Source organism: Variovorax gracilis, from assembly GCF_030317115.1.
In the GTDB taxonomy this organism is placed as follows: Bacteria; Pseudomonadota; Gammaproteobacteria; order Burkholderiales; family Burkholderiaceae_C; genus Variovorax; species Variovorax gracilis.
This window is the reverse complement of the sequence record NZ_JASZYF010000001.1, coordinates 18,824-42,048: the sequence shown is the minus strand read 5'-3', so window position 1 is coordinate 42,048 and position 23,225 is coordinate 18,824. Positions and strand designations below refer to the sequence as shown.

General features: G+C 65.6%; 23 protein-coding genes. 12 read left to right on the top strand and 11 right to left on the bottom strand.

The window, feature by feature from the left end:
- The first annotated feature begins 13 nt into the window (after window positions 1-13).
- The 7 genes from QTH97_RS00205 to QTH97_RS00175 are packed head-to-tail and all read left to right on the top strand — an operon-like array spanning window position 14 to window position 6,555.
- Window positions 14-868 carry a fumarylacetoacetate hydrolase family protein gene (locus QTH97_RS00205; protein ID WP_286565951.1) on the top strand — a complete coding sequence of 285 codons (855 nt, stop codon included), beginning with the start codon at window positions 14-16 and terminating at the stop codon, window positions 866-868.
- A gap of 36 nt (window positions 869-904) precedes the next feature.
- Window positions 905-2,119, top strand: coding sequence for an amino acid ABC transporter substrate-binding protein (locus tag QTH97_RS00200; protein WP_286565949.1), 1,215 nt, complete (start codon window positions 905-907; stop codon window positions 2,117-2,119).
- Window positions 2,120-2,124: 5 nt separating this feature from the next.
- Window positions 2,125-2,985 carry a branched-chain amino acid ABC transporter permease gene (locus QTH97_RS00195; protein ID WP_286565948.1) on the top strand — a complete coding sequence of 287 codons (861 nt, stop codon included), beginning with the start codon at window positions 2,125-2,127 and terminating at the stop codon, window positions 2,983-2,985.
- On the top strand, window positions 2,982-4,793 hold the full coding sequence (locus QTH97_RS00190) for a branched-chain amino acid ABC transporter ATP-binding protein/permease (RefSeq protein WP_286565946.1): 1,812 nt from the start codon (window positions 2,982-2,984) through the stop codon (window positions 4,791-4,793). The genes QTH97_RS00195 and QTH97_RS00190 overlap by 4 nt, the downstream gene beginning before the upstream one ends.
- Window positions 4,786-5,517, top strand: a complete 732-nt coding sequence (locus QTH97_RS00185) for an ABC transporter ATP-binding protein (RefSeq protein ID WP_286565945.1) — start codon at window positions 4,786-4,788, stop codon at window positions 5,515-5,517. Before QTH97_RS00190 ends, QTH97_RS00185 begins: the two co-directional genes overlap by 8 nt.
- Complete coding sequence (locus tag QTH97_RS00180; protein WP_286565943.1) at window positions 5,514-6,083, top strand: NADPH-dependent FMN reductase; 570 nt, start codon at window positions 5,514-5,516, stop codon at window positions 6,081-6,083. Before QTH97_RS00185 ends, QTH97_RS00180 begins: the two co-directional genes overlap by 4 nt.
- 43 nt (window positions 6,084-6,126) lie before the next feature.
- On the top strand, window positions 6,127-6,555 hold the full coding sequence (locus tag QTH97_RS00175) for an FHA domain-containing protein (RefSeq protein WP_286565942.1): 429 nt from the start codon (window positions 6,127-6,129) through the stop codon (window positions 6,553-6,555).
- On the opposite strand, the gene QTH97_RS36945 is transcribed toward QTH97_RS00175, so the two are convergent.
- Window positions 6,556-7,323, bottom strand: a complete 768-nt coding sequence (locus QTH97_RS36945; protein ID WP_353655614.1) for an META domain-containing protein — start codon at window positions 7,321-7,323, stop codon at window positions 6,556-6,558. It lies immediately after the preceding gene.
- Window positions 7,324-7,438: 115 nt separating this feature from the next.
- Between QTH97_RS36945 and QTH97_RS00160 the strand changes: the two genes are divergently transcribed.
- A complete protein-coding gene (locus QTH97_RS00160) occupies window positions 7,439-8,731 on the top strand; it encodes an alpha/beta hydrolase (protein WP_286565941.1) in 1,293 nt (430 codons plus the stop codon).
- 7 nt (window positions 8,732-8,738) lie between these two features.
- On the opposite strand, the gene QTH97_RS00155 is transcribed toward QTH97_RS00160, so the two are convergent.
- The 3 genes from QTH97_RS00155 to QTH97_RS00145 form a co-directional block, all read right to left on the bottom strand.
- Window positions 8,739-9,185, bottom strand: a complete 447-nt coding sequence (locus QTH97_RS00155) for an EVE domain-containing protein (RefSeq protein ID WP_286565940.1) — start codon at window positions 9,183-9,185, stop codon at window positions 8,739-8,741.
- A 60-nt stretch (window positions 9,186-9,245) separates the two neighbouring features.
- Entirely contained in the window at window positions 9,246-10,262 is a 1,017-nt protein-coding gene (locus QTH97_RS00150) for a Bug family tripartite tricarboxylate transporter substrate binding protein (RefSeq protein WP_286565939.1), read from the bottom strand.
- A 96-nt stretch (window positions 10,263-10,358) separates the two neighbouring features.
- Window positions 10,359-10,925: a hypothetical protein gene (locus QTH97_RS00145; RefSeq protein WP_286565938.1), complete on the bottom strand. Its 567-nt coding sequence runs from the start codon at window positions 10,923-10,925 to the stop codon at window positions 10,359-10,361.
- 539 nt (window positions 10,926-11,464) lie between these two features.
- Here QTH97_RS00145 and QTH97_RS00140 point away from each other — a divergent pair.
- On the top strand, window positions 11,465-11,671 hold the full coding sequence (locus QTH97_RS00140) for a hypothetical protein (RefSeq protein WP_286565936.1): 207 nt from the start codon (window positions 11,465-11,467) through the stop codon (window positions 11,669-11,671).
- Window positions 11,672-11,694: 23 nt separating this feature from the next.
- Here QTH97_RS00140 and QTH97_RS00135 read toward each other — a convergent pair whose 3' ends face one another.
- Window positions 11,695-12,336 carry a response regulator transcription factor gene (locus QTH97_RS00135; RefSeq protein WP_286565934.1) on the bottom strand — a complete coding sequence of 214 codons (642 nt, stop codon included), beginning with the start codon at window positions 12,334-12,336 and terminating at the stop codon, window positions 11,695-11,697.
- A 255-nt stretch (window positions 12,337-12,591) separates the two neighbouring features.
- Here QTH97_RS00135 and QTH97_RS00130 point away from each other — a divergent pair, with 255 nt between their 5' ends.
- Window positions 12,592-13,080 carry an H-NS family nucleoid-associated regulatory protein gene (locus QTH97_RS00130; RefSeq protein WP_286565932.1) on the top strand — a complete coding sequence of 163 codons (489 nt, stop codon included), beginning with the start codon at window positions 12,592-12,594 and terminating at the stop codon, window positions 13,078-13,080.
- Window positions 13,081-13,084: 4 nt separating this feature from the next.
- On the opposite strand, the gene QTH97_RS00125 is transcribed toward QTH97_RS00130, so the two are convergent.
- Window positions 13,085-13,342 (bottom strand): hypothetical protein, encoded by a 258-nt coding sequence (locus tag QTH97_RS00125; protein ID WP_286565931.1) that lies wholly within the window; start codon window positions 13,340-13,342, stop codon window positions 13,085-13,087.
- A 281-nt stretch (window positions 13,343-13,623) separates the two neighbouring features.
- On the opposite strand from QTH97_RS00125, the gene QTH97_RS00120 reads away from it, so the two are divergent.
- Complete coding sequence (locus QTH97_RS00120; protein WP_286565930.1) at window positions 13,624-14,067, top strand: hypothetical protein; 444 nt, start codon at window positions 13,624-13,626, stop codon at window positions 14,065-14,067.
- Here QTH97_RS00120 and QTH97_RS00115 read toward each other — a convergent pair whose 3' ends face one another.
- The 5 genes from QTH97_RS00115 to QTH97_RS00095 form a co-directional block, all read right to left on the bottom strand.
- A complete protein-coding gene (locus QTH97_RS00115; protein WP_286565929.1) occupies window positions 14,068-17,004 on the bottom strand; it encodes a C1 family peptidase in 2,937 nt (978 codons plus the stop codon).
- 137 nt (window positions 17,005-17,141) lie between these two features.
- The gene (locus QTH97_RS00110) at window positions 17,142-18,194 is read right to left on the bottom strand and encodes an ABC transporter permease (RefSeq protein WP_286565928.1); all 1,053 of its coding nucleotides are present in this window, start codon (window positions 18,192-18,194) and stop codon (window positions 17,142-17,144) included.
- Window positions 18,191-18,931: an ATP-binding cassette domain-containing protein gene (locus QTH97_RS00105; RefSeq protein WP_286565927.1), complete on the bottom strand. Its 741-nt coding sequence runs from the start codon at window positions 18,929-18,931 to the stop codon at window positions 18,191-18,193. The genes QTH97_RS00110 and QTH97_RS00105 overlap by 4 nt, the downstream gene beginning before the upstream one ends.
- Window positions 18,932-18,936: 5 nt before the next feature.
- Window positions 18,937-19,929 carry a substrate-binding domain-containing protein gene (locus tag QTH97_RS00100; protein ID WP_286565926.1) on the bottom strand — a complete coding sequence of 331 codons (993 nt, stop codon included), beginning with the start codon at window positions 19,927-19,929 and terminating at the stop codon, window positions 18,937-18,939.
- 102 nt (window positions 19,930-20,031) lie between these two features.
- The gene (locus tag QTH97_RS00095; RefSeq protein WP_286565925.1) at window positions 20,032-21,891 is read right to left on the bottom strand and encodes an acyclic terpene utilization AtuA family protein; all 1,860 of its coding nucleotides are present in this window, start codon (window positions 21,889-21,891) and stop codon (window positions 20,032-20,034) included.
- Window positions 21,892-22,032: 141 nt separating this feature from the next.
- Here QTH97_RS00095 and QTH97_RS00090 point away from each other — a divergent pair, with 141 nt between their 5' ends.
- Window positions 22,033-23,208, top strand: a complete 1,176-nt coding sequence (locus QTH97_RS00090; RefSeq protein ID WP_286565924.1) for an acyl-CoA dehydrogenase family protein — start codon at window positions 22,033-22,035, stop codon at window positions 23,206-23,208.
- The last annotated feature ends 17 nt before the right edge of the window (window positions 23,209-23,225 follow it).

The following is a 23,225-nucleotide window of genomic DNA, read 5'->3' as shown; positions in this document are numbered from 1 at the left end:
GAAGACATCCAACATGCGCCTCGCAGCTTTCCAGAGCAACGGCCGGCCGGCCATCGGCCTGCGTCTCGACCAGGAGATCGTGAACCTCACGGCCGAAGGCCTTCCCGCCACGCTCGATGAACTGCTGCACGCCGGACCCGACGGGTTGGCGGCGGCGAAGCGGGCTGGCGCATCGGCGCGTTCGCGGCTGCCGATCGCCGACATCGACTGGCTGCCGCCGGTGCAGATGCCGTCGAAGGCCATCGCGGTCGGGCTCAACTACGTGGATCACGCGGCCGAAGGCAACTTCGAGCCGCCGAAGTACCCGGTGCTGTTCCATCGCTTCGCGTCGTCCTGGGTCGGGCATGGCCAGCCGCTGGTGCGGCCCCACGTGTCGACCCAGTTCGACTACGAAGGCGAACTGGTGGTCGTCATCGGCAAGGCCGGCCGCTACATCGACAAGGGCAGGGCGCTCGAACACGTCGCGGGCTATTCGCTCTTCAACGACGGTTCGATCCGCGACTACCAGTTCAAGTCGGCGCAATGGATGATGGGCAAGAACTTCGATCGTTCCGGCGCCTTCGGCCCCGAATTTGTCACGGCGGACGAGCTGCCTCCGGGCGCCACCGGGCTGAAGCTGCAGACGCGCCTCAACGGCCAGGTGCTGCAGGAGGCGAACACGCGCGACATGATCTTCGACGTCGCGACGCTGGTGTCGGTGTGCTCCGAGCCTTTCGCGCTGCAGCCGGGCGACATCATCATCGCCGGCACGCCAGCGGGGGTGGGCTTCGCGCGCAAGCCGCCGATCTTCATGAAGGCGGGCGACGTGTGCGAGGTCGAGATCGAGGGCGTCGGGTTGCTCTCGAATCCCGTCGTCGATGGCGACTGAGCCTTTGGCTTCCCAGAACAATCACAGGAGACAAGCATGAACATGGACCGTCGATCTTTCGTGGCCGCCGCCGGCGCTCTCGGCGCCAGTGCGCTCTTGACCCCGCATGCGTCGGCGCAGCCCGCCGGCGCGCCCATCCGCGTCGGCGGCACGCTGGCGCTGACGGGGCCACTCTCTGCCACGGGCCTCGTGCACAAGCTCACCGGCGAAATCTATGTCGACGGGCTCAACAAGCGCGGCGGCCTGCTGGGCCGGCCGGTCGAATGGGTGCTGAAAGACGACCAGTCCAAGCCCGACCTGGCGCGCACGCTCTACGAGCAGCTCGTGACCTCCGACAAGGTCGACCTCCTCATCGGCCCGTACGCGACGGGCAACATCCTGTCGGCCATGGGCGTGGCGCAGCGCTACAACAAGACGCTGGTGCACCACACTTTCGGCATCCCGAACCTCGCGAAGTACGACCAGCAGTTCCCTGCCTGGTCGATCGGGCCGGACCCCGAAAAGACGCTGCCGGCGCTGGTGCTCGATGCGCTGGCCGCTTCGGCAACGCCACCGAAGACCATCGCGGTCGTGACGAGCAAGTTTCCCTCGGTGCATTTCGTCGCGCTCGGTGCGCGCGAAGTCGCCAGGCAGCGCGGGCTGAAGGAAGTGATCTTTCTCGAATGGGACTTCGGCAATCGCGACTTCGGCCCGATCGCCGGGCGCATCAAGGAAGCGAACCCTGATTTCATCTGGACCGGCGCGATCGGGCTGGAGGGCAACCAGCTGCTCGATGCGATGAAGAAGATCGACTACGCGCCGCTGCATCACTTCTACCATGTGCCTGCGCCGGCACCGATGCTCAAGGCGCCCGAAGCCAACGGCGCACTCTCGATGACGATCTTCGAGGACCATCCGCCGTTCACCAACAACCCGGTGGCGGCCGAGTTCGTCAAGGTCTACCGCGAACGTGCGTCCCGCGCCGGCATGCCCGACACGGCAGTGGAGACGCAAGCGGCGGCGTCGTTCACCGCGTGGCAACTCATCGAGGCGTCCGTGGTCGCGACCAAGGGGCTGGACGACAAGGCCATGGCCGCCTGGCTGCGGGCGAACCAGGTCGAGACCATCCAGGGCAAGCTGCGCTTCAACGAGCGCGGGAACTTCGGCGCCGACCTGAGCCGCGTCAAGCAGGTGCAGAACGGCAAGTGGGTCACTGTATGGCCTGCCGATTGGGCGGCGCCCGGCGCAAAGCTGCAGACCAAAGGCGTGTAAGAAGGATGACCTTGCCGAGCGCCACGCTTCTGGCCCAGGCCGTTCTCGCGGGTCTCTTCACTGGCGCTCTGTACGGGCTGCTCGGCCTGGGGTTGAGCCTGTCGTGGGGGATGCTGAGGCAGATCAATCTCGCGCATTTCGCGCTGGCCTTTCTGGGCGCCTACCTTACCTATGAGTTGTCGAGCCATCGGGGGGTCGATCCGCTGCTCACGCTCGTTTTCATCGTGCCGCTCTTCTTCGTGCTGGGCGTGGCGCTGCACTGGGTGTTGACCCGGTTCCGGGTGAGTCCCTTCAACTCGCTGCTCGTCACCTTCGGCATCACGGTGATCATCGAGGCACTGCTTCAATGGACGTGGACCGCCGACTATCGCAAGCTGGAATCCACTTATGCGGAGCACAAGCTGCGCCTCGGGCCGCTTTTCCTGCCAGTACCCGAATTGATCACGCTGGGTCTCGGTGTCGGCATCTCGCTGGCCGTGTGGCTTGCGTTGCGCCGCACCGAACTCGGCAAGGCAATGCGCGCGGCCGCCGAGGATGCGCCGATTGCCGCGGCCTTCGGCGTCAACCAGCACGCGCTGGCGCTGATGCTCTCAGGCCTCAACGCCGCGTTGGCGGGTGTGGCGGGTGTCTGCATTGCGTTGGCCTACACGCTGTCGCCGTCGCAGATCTATGCATGGATCGGCGTCGTCTTCGCCGCCGTGATGCTGGGGGGCCTCGGCCGGCCGCTCGGCCCGTTGATTGCCGGCTGCATCATCGGCGTGACCGAGGCCGTCACCATGGCGGTGACCGCGCCATCGTGGGCCCCGCTGGTGTCCTTCTCGCTGCTGATGCTCGTGCTGCTGGCGCGGCCGGGGAGGGTGGCGTGAAGCGTTCCTTGTTGTGGATCCTTGCGGCGGGCGCGGGCCTCGCGGTGGTGCCCTGGCTTGGGTTGCCAGCCTTCTACGAATCGATCCTCTACCTGGTGCTGCACTGGATCGCGCTCGCGACCTCGTGGAACCTGCTGTCGGGCTACTCGGGTTACTTCTCCTTCGGGCACGGTGCCTTCTTCGGCATCGGCATGTACACGACGGCCACGCTCGCCACGCGATTCGACGTGCCCTTCCTCTGGACGCTGCCTGCCGCAGCAGCCGTCGCGGCGGCGTTCGGCGCCTTGCTGGGTGCCGTGGCGTTCAGGGTGCAGGCGGTGCGCGCCGAACTGTTCTCGCTGCTGACGCTGGCCGCGACCTTCGTCGTCGCGACGATCATCCTCAACACCCCCATCGATGGCGGGCCGGGTGTCTACATGAGCGCGGTGCCGGTGCCGAAGATCGGGCCTTCGGCTTCGGGCACGTTCTATCTGTTGGCGCTCGTCGCGGCGGTGCTCACGGTGCTGGCTGCCATCGCGGTGTACTACTCGCGCTTCGGCACCGGCCTGTTCGCGATCCACGACGACGAGGACGTGGCCGAGGTCATGGGCGTGCCGACCTATCGCTACAAACTGGGGGCCTTTGCGCTTTCCTGTGGGCTGGCCGGCGTGGTGGGCGGCGTGCATGCGCTCTTCATCTCGTACGTGACAACCGGCGACACCTTCACCATCGCGATGCCGCTGACCGTGGTGCTGATGTCGGTGCTCGGCGGCACCAGGCACTGGGCCGGGCCCATCGTCGGTGCGACGGCCATCACGCTGCTGCTCTACGCATTCACGGGCGGCGACAGCGCCATCATCGGCAAGGGGCTTACCGGCCTGGTGCTGATCGTCGTGATTCTCTTCATGCCCGAAGGCGTGTTGGGCCAGGCGCTGAAGTGGTGGGGTGCGCGCAAGGGTGGCGTGGCGCGCGCAGAGCATCCGCCGGTCGCCACGTCCGCTCCAGCCCAGCCGGCGCGGACCGCGACGGCGATCGGCTCCGTTCTGCTGCGAGCACAAGGCGTACGCAAATCCTTCAAGGGCGTGCAGGCACTGCGCGGCGTGGATCTCGAAGTGCGTCAGGGCGAAATCCTCGGGCTGCTGGGGCCCAACGGCTCGGGCAAGTCCACCTTCATCAACGTGGCAAGCGGGCACTATGCGGTGACGGCCGGTTCGATCGAATTCGCGGGTCAACGGATTTCCGGCATTCCGGCACACCGCATCGCGCATGGCGGCATTGCGCGCACGTACCAGATCCCGCGGCCCTTCGCGCATCTCACGGTACTGGAAAACGTGGCGCTGCCGGCGATGTTCGGCGCGGCCTCGCTGGACCGGCGCACGGCGGAAGCGGAGGCCTGGCAATGGCTTGCCTTCACCGGGCTCACCGAGCGCGCGCACGCGCTGCCGGGCGAGCTCAACCTGCACCAGCGCAAGTTCCTCGAATTCGCGCGGGCGCTCGCGTCGCGCCCGCAGGTGCTGATGCTCGATGAAGTGCTTTCGGGTCTCACACCGTCGGAGATCGACGAGGCCGTGGCGCTCATTCGCCGAATCCGCGACCAGGGCGCGACCATCGTCTTCGTCGAGCACGTCATGCGCGCGGTGATGGCGCTTTGCGACCGTGTCGTGATCTTCAATCGTGGCGAGGTGCTGGCAGAAGGTGCACCGCACGAGGTGATGCAGCGGCCGGAAGTGGTCGCGGCCTATCTCGGCCACGCGACGGAGGAGGGCGCGCCCGTCCGCGCGACGGTCTCGCCGGCGCTGGCTGCCGACCCGGAGCCCGCTCATGCTTGAACTGCAATCGATCCGGGTCGCGTACGGACAGGCGACGGCGCTGTGGGATGTGTCGCTCTCCATCGGCCAGGGCGAGCTTCTCTGCGTTGTGGGCCCGAACAGCGCGGGCAAGAGCACGCTCATCAACGCCATTGCCGGCGTGCATCGCATCTGCGCCGGGCGCATGGTGCTCGACGGCCAGGACGTCTCGCGCCTCGCGCCGCATCGCTTCTGCGCACGAGGCATCGCGCTCGTGCCTGAAGGGCGACGCCTCTTCACCGAGATGAGCGTGCGGGAGAACCTCGAACTCGGCAGCTACCTTCCGGCGGCGCGAGCTGAACGTGCGCGATCGCTGGAGCGCGTGTGCGCGCTGTTCCCCGCGTTGGCCGAGAAGCTGGCGCAGCCGGCCGGCTCGCTGTCCGGTGGGCAGCAGCAGATGGTGGCCATCGGCCGTGCGCTCATGGCGCGACCCAGGCTCCTGCTGCTCGACGAGCCGTCGCTGGGCCTCGCGCCCACTATCGTGCTCGACATGTTCGATGCCATCCGCCGCATCCACGCCGAGGGCATTGCCGTGCTGCTGGTGGAACAGAACGTGAGCATGGCACTCGAGATCGCCGAGCGCGCCGCAGTGCTGGAAGAAGGCCGCATCGTCGCCTTGGGCCGGCCCGAGGAACTGATGGCCCGACCCGAATTGCGGCGCGCCTACCTCGGGCTCGGTGCCGGGCAGGCCACAATCCAGACATGAAACTACCCCACAAAGTCGGCGTGATCGTCGGCAGCAACCGCCGCGAATCCATCAACCGCAAGCTCGCCCAGGCCATCGTCAAGCTCGGTTCGCCCACCTTGCGCTTCGAGGACATCCGCATCGATGACCTGCCGATGTACAACGGCGATCTCGAAGGCTCGAGGCCCGATGCGGTGAACCGCTTCACCGCCGCCGTCGTTGCGTGCGACGCGGTGCTGATCGTCATGCCGGAGCACAACCGCTCCTTGCCCGCACTGCTCAAGAACGCGATCGACTGGGGATCGAAACCCTCGGACAAGAACGTCTGGCGCGACAAGCCTGCAGCCATCACCGGCACGTCGCCGGGCGCGATCGGCACCGCTGTCGGCCAGCAGCACCTGCGGCAGATCCTCGGCATCCTCGGTGCGACGGTGATGGGCGGCGAGGCCTATGTATCCTTCAAGCCCGACCTGCTGGATGCCGAAGGCCACATCGCCAACGAGTCGACAAGGGCCTTTCTCCAGGCCTATGTCGACAGATTCGCCGCACTGGTCGGCAAGCTGGCGTCCGACTCGCGCGCGGCCTGAGGCGTGCGTAACATCCCTGTGCGACGACTCCGCCCGAAACGGCATGCCCCAACTGATCATCACGACGGCCACGAGAGAGAGACGCCAGGTCGCTCTCAAGCCGCACGACAACACGCTGGGGCGGGGCGCGTACAACGACATCGTCATCGAGTCTCCCCAGGCCAGCCGGCAGCATGCGGTCATCACCGTGGAGGCAGCGTTCACGACCATCCGGGACCTCGGTAGCCGCAACGGCACCTTCGTCAATGGCGACCGCATCGAGAGCCAGGCGCTGGCCGATGGCGACATCGTCCGGATCGGCAGCCACGACATGGTCTTCGTCGCTGGCGACCAGGAGTTCAGCCGCATCGAGGCGCAGCGTGTTCCGACCGTGCCTGGCTTTCCGCCCGACCTCGATGGCGGGCGCGATCGCGAAGACGGTCATGAACCCACCATGCCCCACCCTCCCGACAACCGGCGCGGGAAGCCCTGACTAGCTGGACGTCTTCTCGCGAGTCCCCGTCAACGTGCGTTCGCCATCCGGACGGTGCATGTCGAGCAAGGCGCCGCTGAAGCCCCACCTGGTCGTCGATTTCAAGGCAGCCAGGAACTCCCGCTCCTGCTGCATCACGCCTTCGCCACTGCACATGCGACGAGTGGTCGCCACCGGGCCGACGGCGATCTGGTCCCCCTGGACCTTGTAGGTGGCGCGGAATGTGTTGCAGCCGGCGAAGCCCTTCATGATCCCGCCCTTGAAGGACAGGGCGACCGTGGTGCCCGGCAGCGGGCTCACGACGGCTTGCCGTCCATTGTTGAAGCCTGTGATGTTCGAGCTCAGGCCTTCCAGCGTGGGGGTGGGCTCAGCCCTGAACGACAGGATCGTCTCTCCGCCCTCGGCCTTCAGGCTGAGACGGCCGTCGGCCATGACCGGATGAAAGGTGCCCGCCAGTGCGCGCTTGACGGCGTACTCGACGGCCATCGCCGAGGGGTCGCACGCCATCATCGTTCCCGCCAATGAGCCGACGACCAGGCGATCCTGCTTGAGCACGTACGAACCGAAGTACCGGTTGCACCCCGAGAAACCGCTGATCCGGCCGCGCTCGAATTGCGCAGTGACCGATTTAGGTCCGGAGGGCAGGGAGCCCGGGGCCAGCCCGCGAAGATCGGTGAGTTGCCAGGTCGGCCCTTCGAACTCCGCCGCAGGCGCCGTGATGGAGAGGGCTGCGAGCATGATCAGCGTCAGTGTTGACTTGGCCTTCACGTCGGTTCCTTCGTTCGGTCGGAAAGGGCCGTCATCTTAGCCACGAGCCGCGGCGATGATGGACGCTTCATTCGACGCTATCGTCGTGCGTCCGTCCACCTGTCCAAGTATGCAAATGAAATCCGCACTCCAATCCGGCCTGGGCAAGGCTGCACTGGTCTTCGTCGCGCTGCTGGCACTTCTGGCGCTTGGCCTGTTGGCCGGTCGCGATTCGCCTGTGCGGCTCATGCCGACGCCGGTCAGCTTCAGCAATGGCGACGTCGATCCGTTCGAGAAGATCGGCCCCAAGTTGAAGACAACGGAGGTTCCCGTGCTCTACGCCACCAACCGGCTGGCCTTGATCGAGGAGCCGGAGCCCCTGCACACCATCGTGCCCACAGACGATTTGCGCATGGGCGTGGCGCATGTCCGGGTCGGCGACGAGACGCTCGACTGGGAGACGCTTCACCGGCTCTCCACGAGCAACGACCCTGCGGAGAGGCCCATTGTCCATCTGGAGCGGCTCGAGCAGATCGCCGTGTTGAAGGCCAAGCAGGACGTGAAGGATTCGCCCGAGGCGCAGGCCTTCTTCGCGTTGGTGAACAGGGCCCTGGAAGCGAGCCCGAACAGCGAATTGCTCATCTACGTGCACGGGTCCAACAACACCGTTCCGCGCGCGGCCGCACAGGCGGCGCAGTTCCGGCACTTCACCGGCCGCCGCATGGTCGTGCTGGCCTTCATGTGGCCTTCCGCGGGATCGATCCTTCGCTACCTCACGGACGTCAGCAATGCATCCAGGACGGTCGAACCCTTTGCCCGGCTGGTGGAACTCCTGGCTGAAAACACCAAGGCTTCGAAGATCGACGTGCTGGCCTACAGCGCGGGTGCGCAGGTGCTGAGCCCGGCGCTTGCGCAACTGGCGACGCCTCGGCCCGGCGAATCGCGCGAAGCACTGCAGGCTCGCCTGCGGCTTGGCCAGATCTACTTCGCGGCGCCGGACATCGACACGCGGCGGTTCGTGAACGAACTGGGCGCGTACATCGACATCATCGAGCGCGTCAGCATCGCGGCAAACCTCAATGATTCGGTGCTGCGCATTGCCGCCATCGTCGGCCGCGCATCGCGTGCCGGCCGGCCCAACCTCACCGAACTGAGCGCCGAGCAGACGAATTTCCTGGTGGAGGCTTCGCAGAAGCTGCGCTTCGACCTCATCCGCGTGGACCCGAACGACATTCCCGACCTGCCAGTGAGCTCGCACGCGTTCTGGTACGACGATCCATGGGTCAGCGGGGACATGCTCGCGCAGTTCCTGCTCAACGCTTCGCCGCCGCGGCGCGGGCTCGATGAACAGAGGTCGCCCGGCGGCGCGCGCTACTGGACCTTTCCTTCCGACTTCTACGATCGGATCTACCGCCTGTTCAGGCGCTGAAGGCGCATCAGGCCAGCATCTTGTCGACGATCAGGTGCCAGTGCACGTCGTCGACCGGGGTGATCGACAGCCGGTTGCCTCGGCGCAGCACGATCATGTCGGCCAGTTCCGGCGTCGCGCGCATTTCGGGCAGGCCGAACAGCCGGGTCTTGCGCAGCGCCTGGACATCCAGCAGCAGCCATTTCGGCGCCTCGCGTCGGGAAGTCGCGTCGTAGTAGGGAGAGCCCGGATCGAATTGCGTCGGGTCCGGCCGCGTGCCCGATGCAACGCGGGCGATACCCACGATCCCCGGCTCGGGACAACTCGAGTGATAGAACAGCACGCCGTCATCCACGTGCATCCCATCCCGCATGAAGTTGCGCGCCTGGAAGCTGCGGACACCAGTCCATGGCACCGTCGCGTCCGGTGCGGCCAGCGCGTCGTCGATCGAGCAATCGCCAGGCTCGGATTTCATCAACCAATAGTGGGGCACGTCGCTGTCTCTGGGATTCTCGTAGGGCAGCGAGTGTAGGCCTCACTCGGCGCGGATGTCGTTGGCCCGGACGACTTCGCCCAGCAGCTTGTAGTAGTGGCGGGTCAACTCGGCCAACTGCTCGGGCGTGCCACCCCCGGCATCGTCGCCGCGCTCGGCGATGGTCTTCTGCACGTTCGGATCCTTGAGCGCGCTGTTCATCGCGGTGTTGACCTTCTTCACGATGTCGGCGTTCAGGCCCGGGGGGCCGTACAGACCGATGAACGAGATGATCTGGAAGTCCTTGATGCCTTTTTCCGTGGCCGTGGGCACATCGGGGAACGCAGGCACCCGCTTGGCGCCGGTGGACATCAGGGCCTTGAGTTGTCCGGACTTGAGGAAGGGCGCCACCACCGACGAGGCATCGAACATGGCGTTGACCCGCCCTGCAATCAGGTCGGTCATTGCCGGACTGCTGCCCTTGTAGGGCACGTGGTTCATCTTGGGCTTGCCGATGCGCTCGCGGAAAAGCTCCATGGCGGTCTGCACGAGGCTGCCGGGTCCCCCCGATGCATAGTCGATGCCGCTGCCCGCCTTGTCCTGCGCCTTGACCCAGGCGATGAATTCGGTGAGGTCCTTCACCGGCAGGCTCGACGGCACGACCAGCATCAGCGACGAAGTGAGCAGCAGGCCGATCGGCACCAGCTTCAGCGGGTCCGCCATGGCCGTGTTGCGGTAGGTGTGCGGGTTGAGCACCATGTTGCTGCCATTGCCGACGAGCAGCTTGTAGCCGTCGGGGGGCGCTTTCATGATGAAGTCGGTTGCGATGTTGCCGTTGGCGCCCGGCTTGTTGTCGATCACCACGCCCTGGCCCAGGCTGGTCTGCATGCCCGCGGTGAGGATGCGGCCTGCGAAGTCCGTCTGTCCGCCCGGCGGATAGCCGACCACCAGCGTGACGGCCCGGGTGGGCCATGCGCCTTGGGCGGCCCCTACACCCGGCAACATCCCTGCGCCGAGGCCCAGGCCGAATTGCAGCGCGATGCGACGCGAAAGATAGACGTCCGACTCGATGGGCAACATGATGTTCTCCCGACCTTGGGCGAGGTCAATCGACGCATCATAGGAGGGTGCGGGATGGCTCACAAGTGAGCCGGTGGCCTTCGCGACAGACGGAGCCTACTTTTCGTTGCGGCGACGGACCAGGCGCCGGAGTGCCGCACGCAGGCCGGGCTTGTCCATGGCGCCGGCCTCGATCGGTCTCGCACGGTAGAGCGCGCGCTGTTCTTCGAGCACGATCTTGAGCGCCGCCAGGTTGCGCTCGCTGTAGACCCAGACGCCCGAGACGACGAAGTGGCCCGGAAGGGCGTCCGCCTTCGGCGTCATCTGGACATTGACGGCGCCGATGCGGTCCACCGTCTCGGCCCGCGAAATGGCCTGCTCCGCACCGCCGCCCAGGACGTCGACCTGTCGCGTGAAGACGAAGCGGATCGCCTGGATCTGGTGAAAATGCTCGGCGATGAAGGCGCAGATCTCCAGGAAGATCAGTCGGCCGACGTGGCGGCGTTCATCACGGACGACCCGGGTCGGCGTGAAGGCCTCGACATGGATCTCCGTGCCCATGTTGAGCAGCGGCACGGGGTCGAGCGTCCCCAGGAGCACGTTCCCGTCGTACACATACATGGGCTGGCCCAATGCGTAGGCGCTGGCTGCCGGCCCGGTGATCCGGAGTTTCTTGAAGGTCATGGATGACGTGTGGGGCGGGCCTCATGGCCTTCTCGCGCGCACACGGGTAGAACGCTTTTTCTTTGAGCGAGACTTTAGTGGTTACGAATCGATCATCCCTATTGGCCTGCGGACGGATTCGCCTGGGACAAGACGAATATCACGCATTGGCCATCGGCTGCACAAGGAGCTCTTCATGAAGTCGTTGATTCTGGCTCTCGCTGCATTGCTGTACGGCTGCGGGCAACCCATTTCGACCGCCATGCAACCCCCGCAGTCCGGCAACCATTGCTCGGCACCAGTGTCCGGTGGCTGCCTGGGTTGCGACATCAGTTGCCCTGCGAGAGCTCGGCCGTCCTGCAAGGCAGGGTCCAGCACGGGATCCGGTGCGACGGGCTTTTGTACGCGAGGGGCATCGTGCACTTGCGAATGACTCGCCAAGCGTGATATCTGACCGGCTCGGACCGTGAGCAACTGCTCAGGCTGCGCCAAACGGCGGATGCACAAATCGCTGGCGAACATGCAGACTGGCGGCCTGCACAACACGAAGAGGTCGAGGAATGGAATTCATGCAATGGGTCTGCATCGGCGCTGCGTTGGCCGTGGCGGCAACGGGTTGGTTCCTGGTGGTCCCGCTGTACCGCGGCTGGCGGCCGCTGAATGACCGGATGACCGATCAGGTCACGCGATCTGCCGCCCTGGTGAAGGAATGCACCACCACGACGGGCGCCGGCACGGCCTTCGGCCGTCTTTCGACGATTCGCTGATGGGGGCCCGGGCTCGCGGATTCTCAGATGCCGGAGCCGCTGGCGAACTGTTCTGACTGCGGGGCGAGCAGCCCCTTCGTCCTAGCGTAGTGAAGGGCCTGGGTCCGGCTGCTGACGCCGATGCGCTTGTACAGCCGCCACATGTGCACCTTGACCGTGTCCTCGCTGATCTCCAGTCGCTGTGCCATCTCGCGATTGCCAAGCCCTTCATCGATCAGTTGCACCAGTTGGCGTTGTCGCTTCGTCAATTGACCAACGCCTGCAGCGGGCGCTTCATCGCTGTCCGTATCGCCGTCGACGTCGTCGACCAGCAGCGCTCGCAGCGATGACGCCAGATGCGTAGCGCCACTGGCCTTGTCGATATAGATGTCGGCGCCGTGCGCAAGGCATTGCGCCTCCATGTCGGCCGCCGGAGAGGCCGAATAGACGGCCAGCGGGACACTCGAGAAACTCTGCTTCACCGTGATCACGCCGGAGCATCCCGTGGTATCGGGCAGATTCAGATCGAGGCACACCAGGTCGGGGGTGCCGTGTTTGACGACCGCGTCATCCAATCGGGACAGCCGGTCCAGTTCGACGATATTTGCCGCAGGGCGCACCCTGCGCAGCACCATGGAGACTGCGTCTCGCATGAGTGGATGGTCGTCGATCACGTAAATGCTCATGTCGTTCTTGCCAAGCTTGTCGAGTTGCTTTGAGCTTTTGATCCTCGCACGGCAATGCCTGCGTGGAGAGACTGCGCCAAGCGACCGGATGCATATGGCGCGGCGTTTGTCACGTTCGGTGGGATTTGAATGAGACAGCATCAGACTGGTCCTATGGAAAAACAGACGCATCAAAGAATGAAAAGTGATCTTGCCGAGGCGTCATTACCGTTGGGATTAAGCTACACCCCTTGATTTGATTGACAAAGGCGACTCATGACCCAGTCCTATTCACAACTTCAGAAGAAGATCGCGACGCTGCAACGACAGGCCGACGCTCTTCGCGAGAAAGAGATTTCGGGTGTCATTTCGCGCATCAAGGTGGCGATCGATCACTACGGATTGACTGCAAACCAACTCGGTCTTGGCGCAGCGCCCAGTGCCCGGAAGTTCGCGACAAGGAACGCGGCGAGCGTGAAGGGCGCCAAGTACAGCGATGGCAACGGCAATTCGTGGTCGGGTCGCGGGCCTCGGCCGCATTGGCTTCGCGATGCAATGGCCTCTGGCAGGTCGCTCGACGAATTCATCAGCGGCACGCCGGCAGCGCCGGCCGGGAAGGCAAAGACGCGCAAGTTCAAGCGGCGCCCATCGTCCGTTCTCTATCGCGATGGAAGCGGGAACTCGTGGACCGGCCGCGGCCCCCGGCCACGCTGGATGAAAGAGGCCCTGGCCAGCGGAAAGACGCTCGAGGACCTGACGGGCTGACGCCTCAGACCAGGGCGCCGGGCATCGTCATGATGTCCCAGGCGCCGCCGAAGCCACTCGGGATCGGGCGGTCGGCCGTTGCCTGCATCGTGGCGAGCACCTCACGCCCAGCCTCCTGGGCCGCCTGGTACGAGGGCAACGGCCCGGGTGCGGAAGCGATGAGGGTGGGGGAGAGGCTAAGCCACCCTCCCGGTTGAACGATCAGCCAGTAGTAGTGCCCGGCGATGGGTTCTTCTATGACGAGGCTCAGGGCTGGCTTCATTCGCTGCGAAATCGGGTTCATGCGGCCCGTATTGGATCGCGGAGCGGATCGGGCTCCCAAGGTAGGAAGTCACGACCGCAAGCGAAAACTGCAGCGCACGGGGTCCTGTGTCGGCTTCCTGTCTTGCGGACTGGGCGGGTGTCATTACCAATTTGAATGATGTGCGCACGTCGCCGCGGGAATAGCGTTGGCCTCCTCAATGAGAAGAAGCGCCATGTCCGATGCCCAAGGCCATCGGCATGGCATGCACTGCCACCGTCGTCATTCCTGAGGAGATGGAGATGAAAGCACTCTCGGCCGCCGTTGTCGCATGCATCGGGTTGATCGCCTGCGCCGCACCTCCCACCAAGGCGCCATTGCCGCCCGATGTCAAGGTCGAGGCGCCTGGCGATTCCGTTCCTCCGAACGTCAAGGGCTTCTCCGGCAAATGGTCCGGAAGGTGGATCAACAGCCTCACCCAACTGGACCACATCCTCATCGTCGAGCGTATCGACGCATCGGAGGCGACCCTGGTCTATTCGACGGGCGAGCCGACCAACACCGCCGTGAACATCGCCCCGCAGTGGAGACGGGTGACGGCGAAGGTGGGCCCGGGCACGCTGGACTACCAGTTCCCCAATGGCGCCACTGTCAACTACAAGCTCCAGCCTGACGGCACTCTCGCGGGCACGTACAAGAGCCGAGGCTTCGACACGACGGCCAAGATGACGCGGGCGCCGGCGTAGCTAGAAGCCACGCAGGTCGTCGATGGGCATGGCGAGCTTCGCATCCCCGGTGATGCGAAGCATCGCCCGGCTCATCACGTCGATGTCGTTGTCGAAACTCCCGTGCGCGGCGGGGATCATCACCGGCTTGCCGTTGGCGTCGATCGCGGCCTTGACCTGAGAGGCCGTCACCTTCGTGGTCCGGTCGGCCAAGGCGCTGTCTTCGGCAGCCTGCCTCCACGCCTTGAGCGTATCGCCCGTGTCCGAGGTTCCATCCCAACCCGTGTCGTTCGGATCCGTGACGCGGTCGAGGCCGAGGATGGGCGCGTGCACGTCGGCTTCCAGCGCGTTCGACACCATGTAGAGCAGCGACTTGCGATAGATCGCCGCCACGTTGTCATCGCGCTCGACCTGGTCCGAGAGAATGTCCAGGTGGAGGCGCCGCATCACTTCCTGGTTCTTCGCATAGGTGCGGTTGGCGAAGTCCACGCTGCATGCCGGCGCGAACAGGCTCAGCGAGGTCAGTCGCTCCCAGAGGCCCTGGTCCCGCCCCCCGTCCCTCCGCACGGCGAGCGCCTTGAGCAGGTGGCCGATGGCGATCGACCCGGCCGAGTGGCCGACGAGGTGAAGCTCGAAGTCATCTCCCCATGTGCCGGAGAGATTCGAGAGGGCGTCGAGGAGAAGATCTCCGCCGCGTCTTTCCACGAAGGCGAGTTCGGCGTTCTCCTTCATCTCGCTCCAGATCGGCTTGGCCCCGGGCCGCGCTATCGTCTTCTCGATGGCGAGGTCGCTCGCGTCCGTGACCCATCCGGGTGCGCCTGCCACGGCAGGCTGCTTGCGGAACATGTCCGTGATGATGTCGGTCAGCGATTCCAGCAGGCCGGTCTTCCACACGAGAAAGATCGGGTAGCAGCCGTTTCCGATGAAGTAGCGGCCCATGGCGCTCGCGCGCTTGATGGCTGTCGCTTCGCTGTTGAGCCCACCGTGTGCGTACAGCACCAGCCGCTTGCGCTTTGCGCCTTGCTGGCGGAACCATGCATCGGGCAACACATAGACCTGCTGCTGGAGCTTTCTCGGCTGCTCGTCTTCGGTGAGGTACCGGCTCACGCGGCCGTCGTTGCCGAGGACGACGCTGTGCTGGTAAGCAAGGCCGGTATCCCACCACTTGGTCCTGTCGGCGCCGGAGCGTCCGACATCCACGCCGCTCGATCCCGCGCTCGCCAGCTGGCCGGCGATGACGCGCGGAACACCGAGCGACACGACCCACGCATCCATCGCATTGGCGAGCCAGTCGAGATAGCTCAGCACGGCAAAGCCGCCCGCGCCGAAGTCCGTGCCCCAGGAGTTCTGGAGGATGAAGCCCTGCTCGTTGTAGCCGACGAATGCGAAGGCGTGGCCGCCCGTTTCAGACTTCCGCCCATCGAACTCGATGACCGGTACCCCGGTGTGGTCCGCCGGAACGCCGACCGTGGGAACCGTGTCCCAGCCGTCGTGCGTGTAGGCGGAGACGAAGATGGCGCCATGCTGCGAGATTGCGGCCTGCAGGTCGGTGATCGAGCTGGTGTCGATCCTGTAGTAGACCCCCAGCGTGATGTTCGCCGCCCGCTTGGCGAAGCCGTACTTCGGCGCCGTGGCCTTGCCTGCGGTGTAGGGCCAGTCGGGCTCCAGGCAGACGCCGTGATTGAACCAGCCCTTGATCGCGCCCCGGCAGGTCGATCCTTCGTAGTTTTCGCCTTCGTACTCGTCGTGGCGCCGCGCGAGCGTGTAGAGCATCCGGGGGCTGACAGAGGTCATGTCGGCCGGCGTGTTCGCCTTGATCCAGCGCATGTAGTTGATCACGCAGGTGAGCCCGAACCCGGTGCACGCGCCCTCGCGTCCCTGGGCCAGGATCAGGTTGGCCTTGGTATAGCCCGGCAGGTAGTGGAACTGTTCGATGGGGGGGTAGAAGTCCGGCAGGCTGATGGCCGGCGGCATGAAGAGCCGGTCCCGGATGTCGGCGGCATCCTTTCGGGTCAACGAGTCCTTGCTGCTGCGCGGACGTGCCGCGCGGGATGCGATCGACCGGGTGGCACTCGCCACGGCGCGCCGGGCGGCAAGGCCCGGCTTGCCGGCGGGGATGCTGGCGGCGACGGCGATGGTCAGCTCGTCCTTCCAGACGGCCTTCGCGCGGAGGAACACGTCCCGGAAGCTGTCGAGGCCGTGCGATCCCCCATTGACCAGCCTGCGGGCCCCCTTGTAGTCCTCCTTCGCGATCGCGGCACGGAACGCCGTGGCCTTGTCCTGGAGAAAGAGGGCAAGCAGCACCGCCGCGATCTCAGGGGAATTCGCCATGTCCGGCATGGCCGCGAGCTGAAGGCCGACGTCCTTCCCGTACTTGACGTAGTTGGCCTTGCCCGTCAACTGGACGAAGCCGCGGCCCTTGTACTTCGCGCCGTCGCCTGGCGCGCCGTTGCCGATGTCCTTGCGCAGGTCGTAGAGGCCGTAGGGCGGGCCGCCCGGTGCGGTGTTGAACTTGGACTGGAACTCCGAGATCGGCACGAAGCCTTCGGTCTCCGCGCGGATGGTGCCCAGCGCGCCAAGGATCATGGCGGGATCGGCCAGATGCGCCACGCCCAGCGCCGAGCTGATGTAGGGCAGGTAGCGCGCGATGTTCGCGGGCTTGGTGGCCGGGAACACCTGGCTTACCTTGCCGACCGTCAGCGGGAGCGAAAGACTGTCCTCGACTTCGGGAATCAGCTCCAGCAGTATCTGGCAGCGCGGCCCGACGACGCCATCCGCGATGACGCCGATGCCTGCCTGCCATCGCTTGATCGCCGCGTCGAAGTCGTCGTCGATCGGAGTGCCTGGCCTGGCGAGCGAGGGGAACCCGTCGGCCTCGCTGCCGAGTGTGGTTGCAAGCGCCGTGCGCAGCTTGTCGACGTCCGCGCCGCTGCTGCCTTTGAGCATCAGGATGTCCATACGTCTGTCTCCAGCCTCGGCGCGACGCAGCGCGACGCTGGTCGGGGCAAAGCCGATCGTGCAGAAATCCTTGGCGGATCGTCATTCCACAAACGGGGTATGACGGACGGGCAGTGCGGCGCCGGCGAACGCGGGGCTCAGTCGTTGGCGCCCCGCGCGCGCAGCCGGTCGAACAGCACCGCGACGATGATGAAGCTGCCGACGAAGGTGCCTTGCCAGAAGGTGCTGATGCCCAGCAGGATCAGGCTATTGCGGATGACCTCGATCAACGCCGCACCGACCACCGCGCCGAACGCGGTGCCGATGCCGCCCGTGAGATTGGTGCCGCCTATGACAGAGGCCGCGATCACCGACAGCTCCATGCCCTGGCCGAGGCTCGTGGTGACGGTGCCGAGCCAGCCGACCTCCAGGATACCGGTGATGCCGGCGCACAGGCTGCAGAACATGTAGACGCTGACCTTGACGAGCTTCACGGGCACGCCGGTCATGATCGCTGCGCGTTCGTTGCCGCCGATGGCGTAGAGGTGGCGGCCCCAACGCGTCCAGCGGAACGCGAAGCTGGCGATGACCAGCAGCACGATCAGGAACAGCACCGGACTGGGCACCCGGATCACATCGACGAAGGGCAGGTCGAGATTGACGAACCCGCCGCCGAGCGCCAGCAGCTTCGGCTGGTCAGGGCCGAACTGATAGACCATCCGGTTGTTGGACAACACCATGGCCAGGCTCCGTGCGATCGACAGCATGCCCAGGGTGACGACAAAGGGCGGCACGCCCACGTACGCGATCATCACGCCGTTGAGCGCGCCGACGAGCAGGGAGACACCGAGCGCCAGCGGAATGGCCACCCAGATCGAGGTGCCCGCATTCATCGCCATGCCGATCACCATGCCCGACAGCACGAGCACCGCGCCGACCGACAGGTCGATGCCGCCGGTAATGATGACCGCCGTCATGCCGATCGCGATGATGGCAACGAAGGCGAAGTTGCGCGTGACGTTGAACAGGTTCTGCTGCGTGGCGAACACATCGCTCGCCATCGACAGCACGACGAAGGCCACGACTGCGGCCACCGACACCCAGAAGGTCTGCTGGCCGACGAGCCAGGCCAGCCACGTGCGGTGCGCCCGCCGGTCGATCGATTCTCGGAGGCTTGCCGCCGCTTCGAATTCGCCGGGCAGGCTCATCATGCGACCCCGATGGCGCCGGTGATGAGGCCTGTGACCTCTTCAGGCGAACTCTGCGCAATGGGCTTGTCGGCCACCTTCACGCCGCGGCGCAGCACGACGATACGGTCCGCGACGGCGAAGACGTCCGGCATGCGATGACTGATCAGCACGACCGCGATGCCATGGTCCCGCAGGCGCCGGATCAGGCTCAGCACCTCGGCGATCTGGCGCACGCTGATGGCAGCGGTCGGCTCGTCCATCAGGACGATGCGCGGGTCCGCCAGCCGGGTCCGCGCGATGGCGACGGCTTGGCGCTGCCCGCCGGACATGCGCCGCACAAGGTCGCGCGGCCGCGTCTCCGACTTGAGTTCGGCGAACAACTCGCCGGCGCGATGGAACATCGCGCGGTAGTTCAGCACCCTGAAAGGACCGATTCCGCGCGTCAGCTCGCGACCGAGGTACACGTTCTCCGCGGCCGTGAGGTTGTCGCACAGCGCCAAGTCCTGGTAGACGATCTCGATGCCTTCCTCGCGCGCGTCGGCAGGCTTGTGGAAGACGACCTTGCGGCCTTCCATCGTCACCTCGCCCTGGCTCGGCGGGTAGTTGCCGGCCACGATCTTGACCAGCGTCGACTTGCCGGCGCCGTTGTCGCCCATCAGGCCGACGACCTCGCCGGCCCCGAGCGACAGGGACACATCGGTCAGCGCCTGGATGGCGCCGAAATGCTTGGAGACCCCTGAGAGCTCCAGGACGGCCATGGGCGTTACTTGGCCGGGCACTTGTCCAGGTTCGTCGGCACGCACTCGTCGAGGCCCGTGTAGAGCGGATCGTTCACCTTCTTGCCATTGATCAGGTCGATCAGCACGGCCGGCGCACGGTGGCCCATCTCGAAAGGCCGTTGTCCGACCTGCACATGGCTTCGGCCGGCCTTCAGCGCATCAAGTTGCGGCGGCAGCGTGTCGCCCGCGATGATGATCAGCTCCTTGGACTTGAGCTTGGGCATCACCTGGTCGGTCACCTGCGCGTAGGCCTGCGGACCGAACTGCGCCCACCCGCCGACGAGGATGAACGCGTTGAGCTTCGGGTTCTTGGTGAACACATCCGCCATCTGCTGGTTGGCGAGGTCGATCTGGTCGTTGGTGAAGAGCGGACAGCCGGCGATCTCCGTCCATCCGCCTTCGCCCTTGAGCCGATCGATGCCTTTCTTGCCGCTGATGGTGTCGCGGAAGCCCGCAGCGCGTGCGTTGATGTTGTCGGCTGCCACGTTGCCGAGTTGCATGCAGACGGTGCCACCCTTGGCATTGAGCTCCTTCAGGTGCTTGGCCATGAGCACGCCCATGTCGTAGTTGTTGGTGCCGAGATAGGTCTTGCGCTGCGCACGATCGACCGCCGCGAGATCGGCATCGATCGTCATGATCGGCATCTTCGGGTTCTTGGCCTTGAGCATCGTGGCCATGGCCGGCGCGTTGGACGGCGAGATGGCGATCCCGGCAACGCCCTTGTTGATCAGGTCCTCGACGATCTGTACTTCGCCGGCCTCGTCGGCGCTGGACGCCGGGCCGGTGTAGAGACAGGTGTATTCGGAACTGGCGTTTTCCTTGTTCCAGAGGGCGCACCCGTCACCGAGCACGGTGAAGAAAGGGTTGTCCAACCCTTTCACGACGACGGCAAGTGTCTTCTTCTGGGCCATCGCCGGAGCGGCGGCGAACAGAGCGACCAGGGTGGCGCCGACAACCATGAGAACCGACTTCTTCATTGCGCGTCTCCTTCGTTGTGGATTTGCACTGTCGATCACTCTTGCACCGCGGGCCTGCTGCGGCATCTCCTGCGGGCTGGCTACGGCCCAAGAGGAGCCCGACTATAGGACTGGCCCCTGGGCCTGTCGAGCGTGCTGACCCGCACGTTGCGCGGCCGCGCATTGCACTGCAACAGACGCCGGCACGGAGATCGTCATGTCGAGCAGCATCTGCGCCATGCCCTTGCCCAACGGATCCATGCGCATCGACGAGGGACCGCCGCCGTCGAGCGCATCGTGCAGCAGGAGGTTCATCGACGCGGTGCCCGGCAGGTAGAAGCGTTCGACCGGCCCGTGCACGAGGTGCGAGAAGTAGGCGCGCACGGCCTGCGGACTCAACCGGTCCCACATCAGCGGCAGCCATTCGGGTCGACGGGCGACCAGGCCGATGTTGGAGACATCGCCCTTGTCGCCGCTGCGTGCCCAGGCGAGCTGGATCAGGCGCACTTCCTCCTGCGGTTGATCGGGATCTTCATAGGCAGCGGGAATTTCGCTGGGCGGCGACGCCGTGTCACCTCCCGCCTGCGGCAACGACACGGGGTGGCGCTCGCCATCGAGCACGAATGCGACCGGTGCCGCTGTCTTGTCGAGCAGGAAGGAAAAGGGCTTGATCAAGGGCGAAACCGCCGGACGGCCACCGCCGGGGCCGGTCGTGCCCGGGGCCCAGGAGGTCCCGGCCGGCGCGATCTCGCGCGCGAACAGGGCCAGCGCTGCCTTCTGCGGATGGTTCGCCACTACGCGCATCGTGACCTCGCGCACGCGGCGCGTCCGGGCATGCGGGCCGTACAGCGACTCCGAGCCGATCACCTCGATATAGGTGGAAGTGAAGGGCTGCTGGCCGCTTTCGCGCAGGATGCCGTTGGTGCGCTCGATGATCGCCTCGGCCGTGCGTCGTGCCTTCTTCTCGGCGTCGATGCCGATGATCACCAGGCTGCCGGCGCAGCGGAAACCGTCGAGCTGGGTCGCCGACACCTTGTAGCTCGGGGAGGGCGCGCGGCCTTTGGCGGCGCTGACGTGCACGCGGTTCTCGGCCTGCTGTTCGATCACGACGTGGCGGAAGTCGCAGGTCACGTCCGGCAGCATGTAGGCGGCCGGGTCGCCGATCTCGTACAGCATCTGCTCGGCCACGGCGGCGCGGATCACCCGGCCGCCTGTGCCTCCCGGCTTCGTGACGACGAAGCTGCCGTCGGCATGGCACTCCACGATCGGGTAGCCCATGTTCGCCCAGTCGGGGATGTCTTCCCAGTCGGTGTGCAGGCCACCGGTCGCCTGGCATCCGCATTCGATGATGTGGCCCGCGAGGCTGCCGGAGGCCAGCAGGTCGAAATCGTCGCCGGTCCAGCCGAACTCGTGCATCAGCGGGCCGAGCGTGACGGCACTGTCGACGCAGCGACCGGTGATCACCACGTCGGCGCCCGCCGCCAGCGCCGCTGCGATCGGCAGCGCGCCGAAGTAGGCGTTGGCGCTCAGCACCTTCTCGGGCAGTTGTTCGCCGGTGTACATGTCCGCCACACCGCGCTGGCGCAGCGCCGGCATCTGCGCGCCGACGTCATCGCCTTCGACCACGGCGATCCGCAACGAAATGCCTTCGGCCCCTGCCAGTGCCCGAAGCGCATCTGCGCATCCGTGCGGATTGATGCCGCCCGCATTGCTGACCACCTTGATGCCCTGGCGCTTGACCTCGCCGAGCACGGACGACATCGCGATGTCGACGAAGTCCGTGGCATAGCCCATCTCGGGCTTCTTAGCCCGCGCTGCCGCGAGGATGGACATGGTCGTCTCGGCCAGATAGTCGAACACCAGGTAGTCGAGCCGGCCCAGCTTCACCAGTTGGGGCGCAGCCACCATGCTGTCGCCCCAGAAGCCCGAGGCGCCGCCGATGCGGACGATCTTCTGCGTGGCTGGAGGGCTGCTGCTGGTCATGGAACTTTCCTGGCTGAAGGGGACGTTCAGCTTATCGGGATGCGCTTCCAAAGGCTTGTGCCAAGTCGCTACGCCGTAGCCAATCCGCGCAAGACCGCAAGGAGGACAGTGGCTAGCCTCCAAGGCCATGAGGAGTCACCCATGGAATTCCTGGACGCGCCGCCGCTGCCGTTTTATTTCAGTCCGGACCACGAGCAGTTCCGGGCCAGCCTGCGCGCGTTCATCGCTCGCGAGATCACACCCTTCGTGGACGAATGGGACGAGGCCGGGACCTTTCCGCGCTCGCTGTACCAACGCGCCGCCGAAATAGGCGTCCTGGGCCTGAACTATCCCGAGGAATACGGTGGCACGCCTGCGGACCTGTTCTATCAGGTCGTGGTGGCGGAAGAGTTCGCACGCTGCGCCTGCGGTGGCGTGCAGGCGTCGATCAATTCACACAGCATTGCGCTGCCGCCCATCCTGGCAGCGGGCAGCGATGCACTGAAGCGGCGCGTCCTCCCGCCGGTGCTTGCGGGACGGAAGATCGCCGCGCTGGCCGTGACCGAGCCTTCCGGCGGCTCCGACGTCGCAAGCCTTCGCACCACTGCGATTCGCGATGGCGACCACTACGTCGTGAACGGCGAGAAGACTTTCATCACATCGGGCATCCGAGCCGACTTCATCACGACGGCAGTGCGTACCGATCCCGAAAACAAGGGGGCAGGCGGCATCTCCGTGCTGGTCATCGATGGTGATACGCCGGGCCTGACGCGCACGCCGCTGAAGAAGATGGGCTGGTGGAGTTCAGACACCGCGCACCTGCGCTTCGACCACTGCCGTGTTCCCGTCACCCATCTCGTCGGCGAGGAGAACCGCGGATTCAAGACCTTCATGAGCAATTTCAACTCCGAGCGGCTCTTCATGTCGGCGCTTGCGTGCGGAATGGCCGAGGTCTGCCTGAAGGAGGCGGTCGACTGGACGCGCCAGCGCACCTCCTTCGGTGCGCCGCTGTCGGAGCGGCAGGTTGTGCGGCACAAGCTCATGGACATGACCTTGCGCATCGATGCCGCCCGCACGCTCGTCTACGACCTGACGTACCGCATCCAGCATCAGCTCGACGACCCGGCGCGGCTCGTTGCGCGCGTGTGCCTGGCGAAGGTGCAAGCCACGCAGGCGATGCAGTTCTGCGCCGACCAGGCCGTGCAGCTGCTGGGCGGCATGGGCTACATGCGCGGCACGCAGAGCGAGCGCATCTACCGCGAAGTGAAGGTGATGATGATCGGCGGCGGGTCCGAAGAGGTGATGAAGGATCTCGCCGCCCGGCAATTGGGCGTGTAGGAAGACAAGGCAGAGAC

Coding starts and splice junctions, on each gene's coding strand:
- QTH97_RS00205 (WP_286565951.1), top strand. CDS start 14: ATGCGCCTCGCAGCTTTCCAGAGCAACGGCCGGCCGGCCATCGGCCTG.
- QTH97_RS00200 (WP_286565949.1), top strand. CDS start 905: ATGAACATGGACCGTCGATCTTTCGTGGCCGCCGCCGGCGCTCTCGGC.
- QTH97_RS00195 (WP_286565948.1), top strand. CDS start 2,125: ATGACCTTGCCGAGCGCCACGCTTCTGGCCCAGGCCGTTCTCGCGGGT.
- QTH97_RS00185 (WP_286565945.1), top strand. CDS start 4,786: ATGCTTGAACTGCAATCGATCCGGGTCGCGTACGGACAGGCGACGGCG.
- QTH97_RS00180 (WP_286565943.1), top strand. CDS start 5,514: ATGAAACTACCCCACAAAGTCGGCGTGATCGTCGGCAGCAACCGCCGC.
- QTH97_RS00175 (WP_286565942.1), top strand. CDS start 6,127: ATGCCCCAACTGATCATCACGACGGCCACGAGAGAGAGACGCCAGGTC.
- QTH97_RS00160 (WP_286565941.1), top strand. CDS start 7,439: ATGAAATCCGCACTCCAATCCGGCCTGGGCAAGGCTGCACTGGTCTTC.
- QTH97_RS00155 (WP_286565940.1), bottom strand. CDS start 9,185: ATGAAATCCGAGCCTGGCGATTGCTCGATCGACGACGCGCTGGCCGCA.
- QTH97_RS00150 (WP_286565939.1), bottom strand. CDS start 10,262: ATGTTGCCCATCGAGTCGGACGTCTATCTTTCGCGTCGCATCGCGCTG.
- QTH97_RS00145 (WP_286565938.1), bottom strand. CDS start 10,925: ATGACCTTCAAGAAACTCCGGATCACCGGGCCGGCAGCCAGCGCCTAC.
- QTH97_RS00140 (WP_286565936.1), top strand. CDS start 11,465: ATGGAATTCATGCAATGGGTCTGCATCGGCGCTGCGTTGGCCGTGGCG.
- QTH97_RS00135 (WP_286565934.1), bottom strand. CDS start 12,336: ATGAGCATTTACGTGATCGACGACCATCCACTCATGCGAGACGCAGTC.
- QTH97_RS00130 (WP_286565932.1), top strand. CDS start 12,592: ATGACCCAGTCCTATTCACAACTTCAGAAGAAGATCGCGACGCTGCAA.
- QTH97_RS00125 (WP_286565931.1), bottom strand. CDS start 13,342: ATGAAGCCAGCCCTGAGCCTCGTCATAGAAGAACCCATCGCCGGGCAC.
- QTH97_RS00120 (WP_286565930.1), top strand. CDS start 13,624: ATGAAAGCACTCTCGGCCGCCGTTGTCGCATGCATCGGGTTGATCGCC.
- QTH97_RS00115 (WP_286565929.1), bottom strand. CDS start 17,004: ATGGACATCCTGATGCTCAAAGGCAGCAGCGGCGCGGACGTCGACAAG.
- QTH97_RS00110 (WP_286565928.1), bottom strand. CDS start 18,194: ATGATGAGCCTGCCCGGCGAATTCGAAGCGGCGGCAAGCCTCCGAGAA.
- QTH97_RS00105 (WP_286565927.1), bottom strand. CDS start 18,931: ATGGCCGTCCTGGAGCTCTCAGGGGTCTCCAAGCATTTCGGCGCCATC.
- QTH97_RS00100 (WP_286565926.1), bottom strand. CDS start 19,929: ATGAAGAAGTCGGTTCTCATGGTTGTCGGCGCCACCCTGGTCGCTCTG.
- QTH97_RS00095 (WP_286565925.1), bottom strand. CDS start 21,891: ATGACCAGCAGCAGCCCTCCAGCCACGCAGAAGATCGTCCGCATCGGC.
- QTH97_RS00090 (WP_286565924.1), top strand. CDS start 22,033: ATGGAATTCCTGGACGCGCCGCCGCTGCCGTTTTATTTCAGTCCGGAC.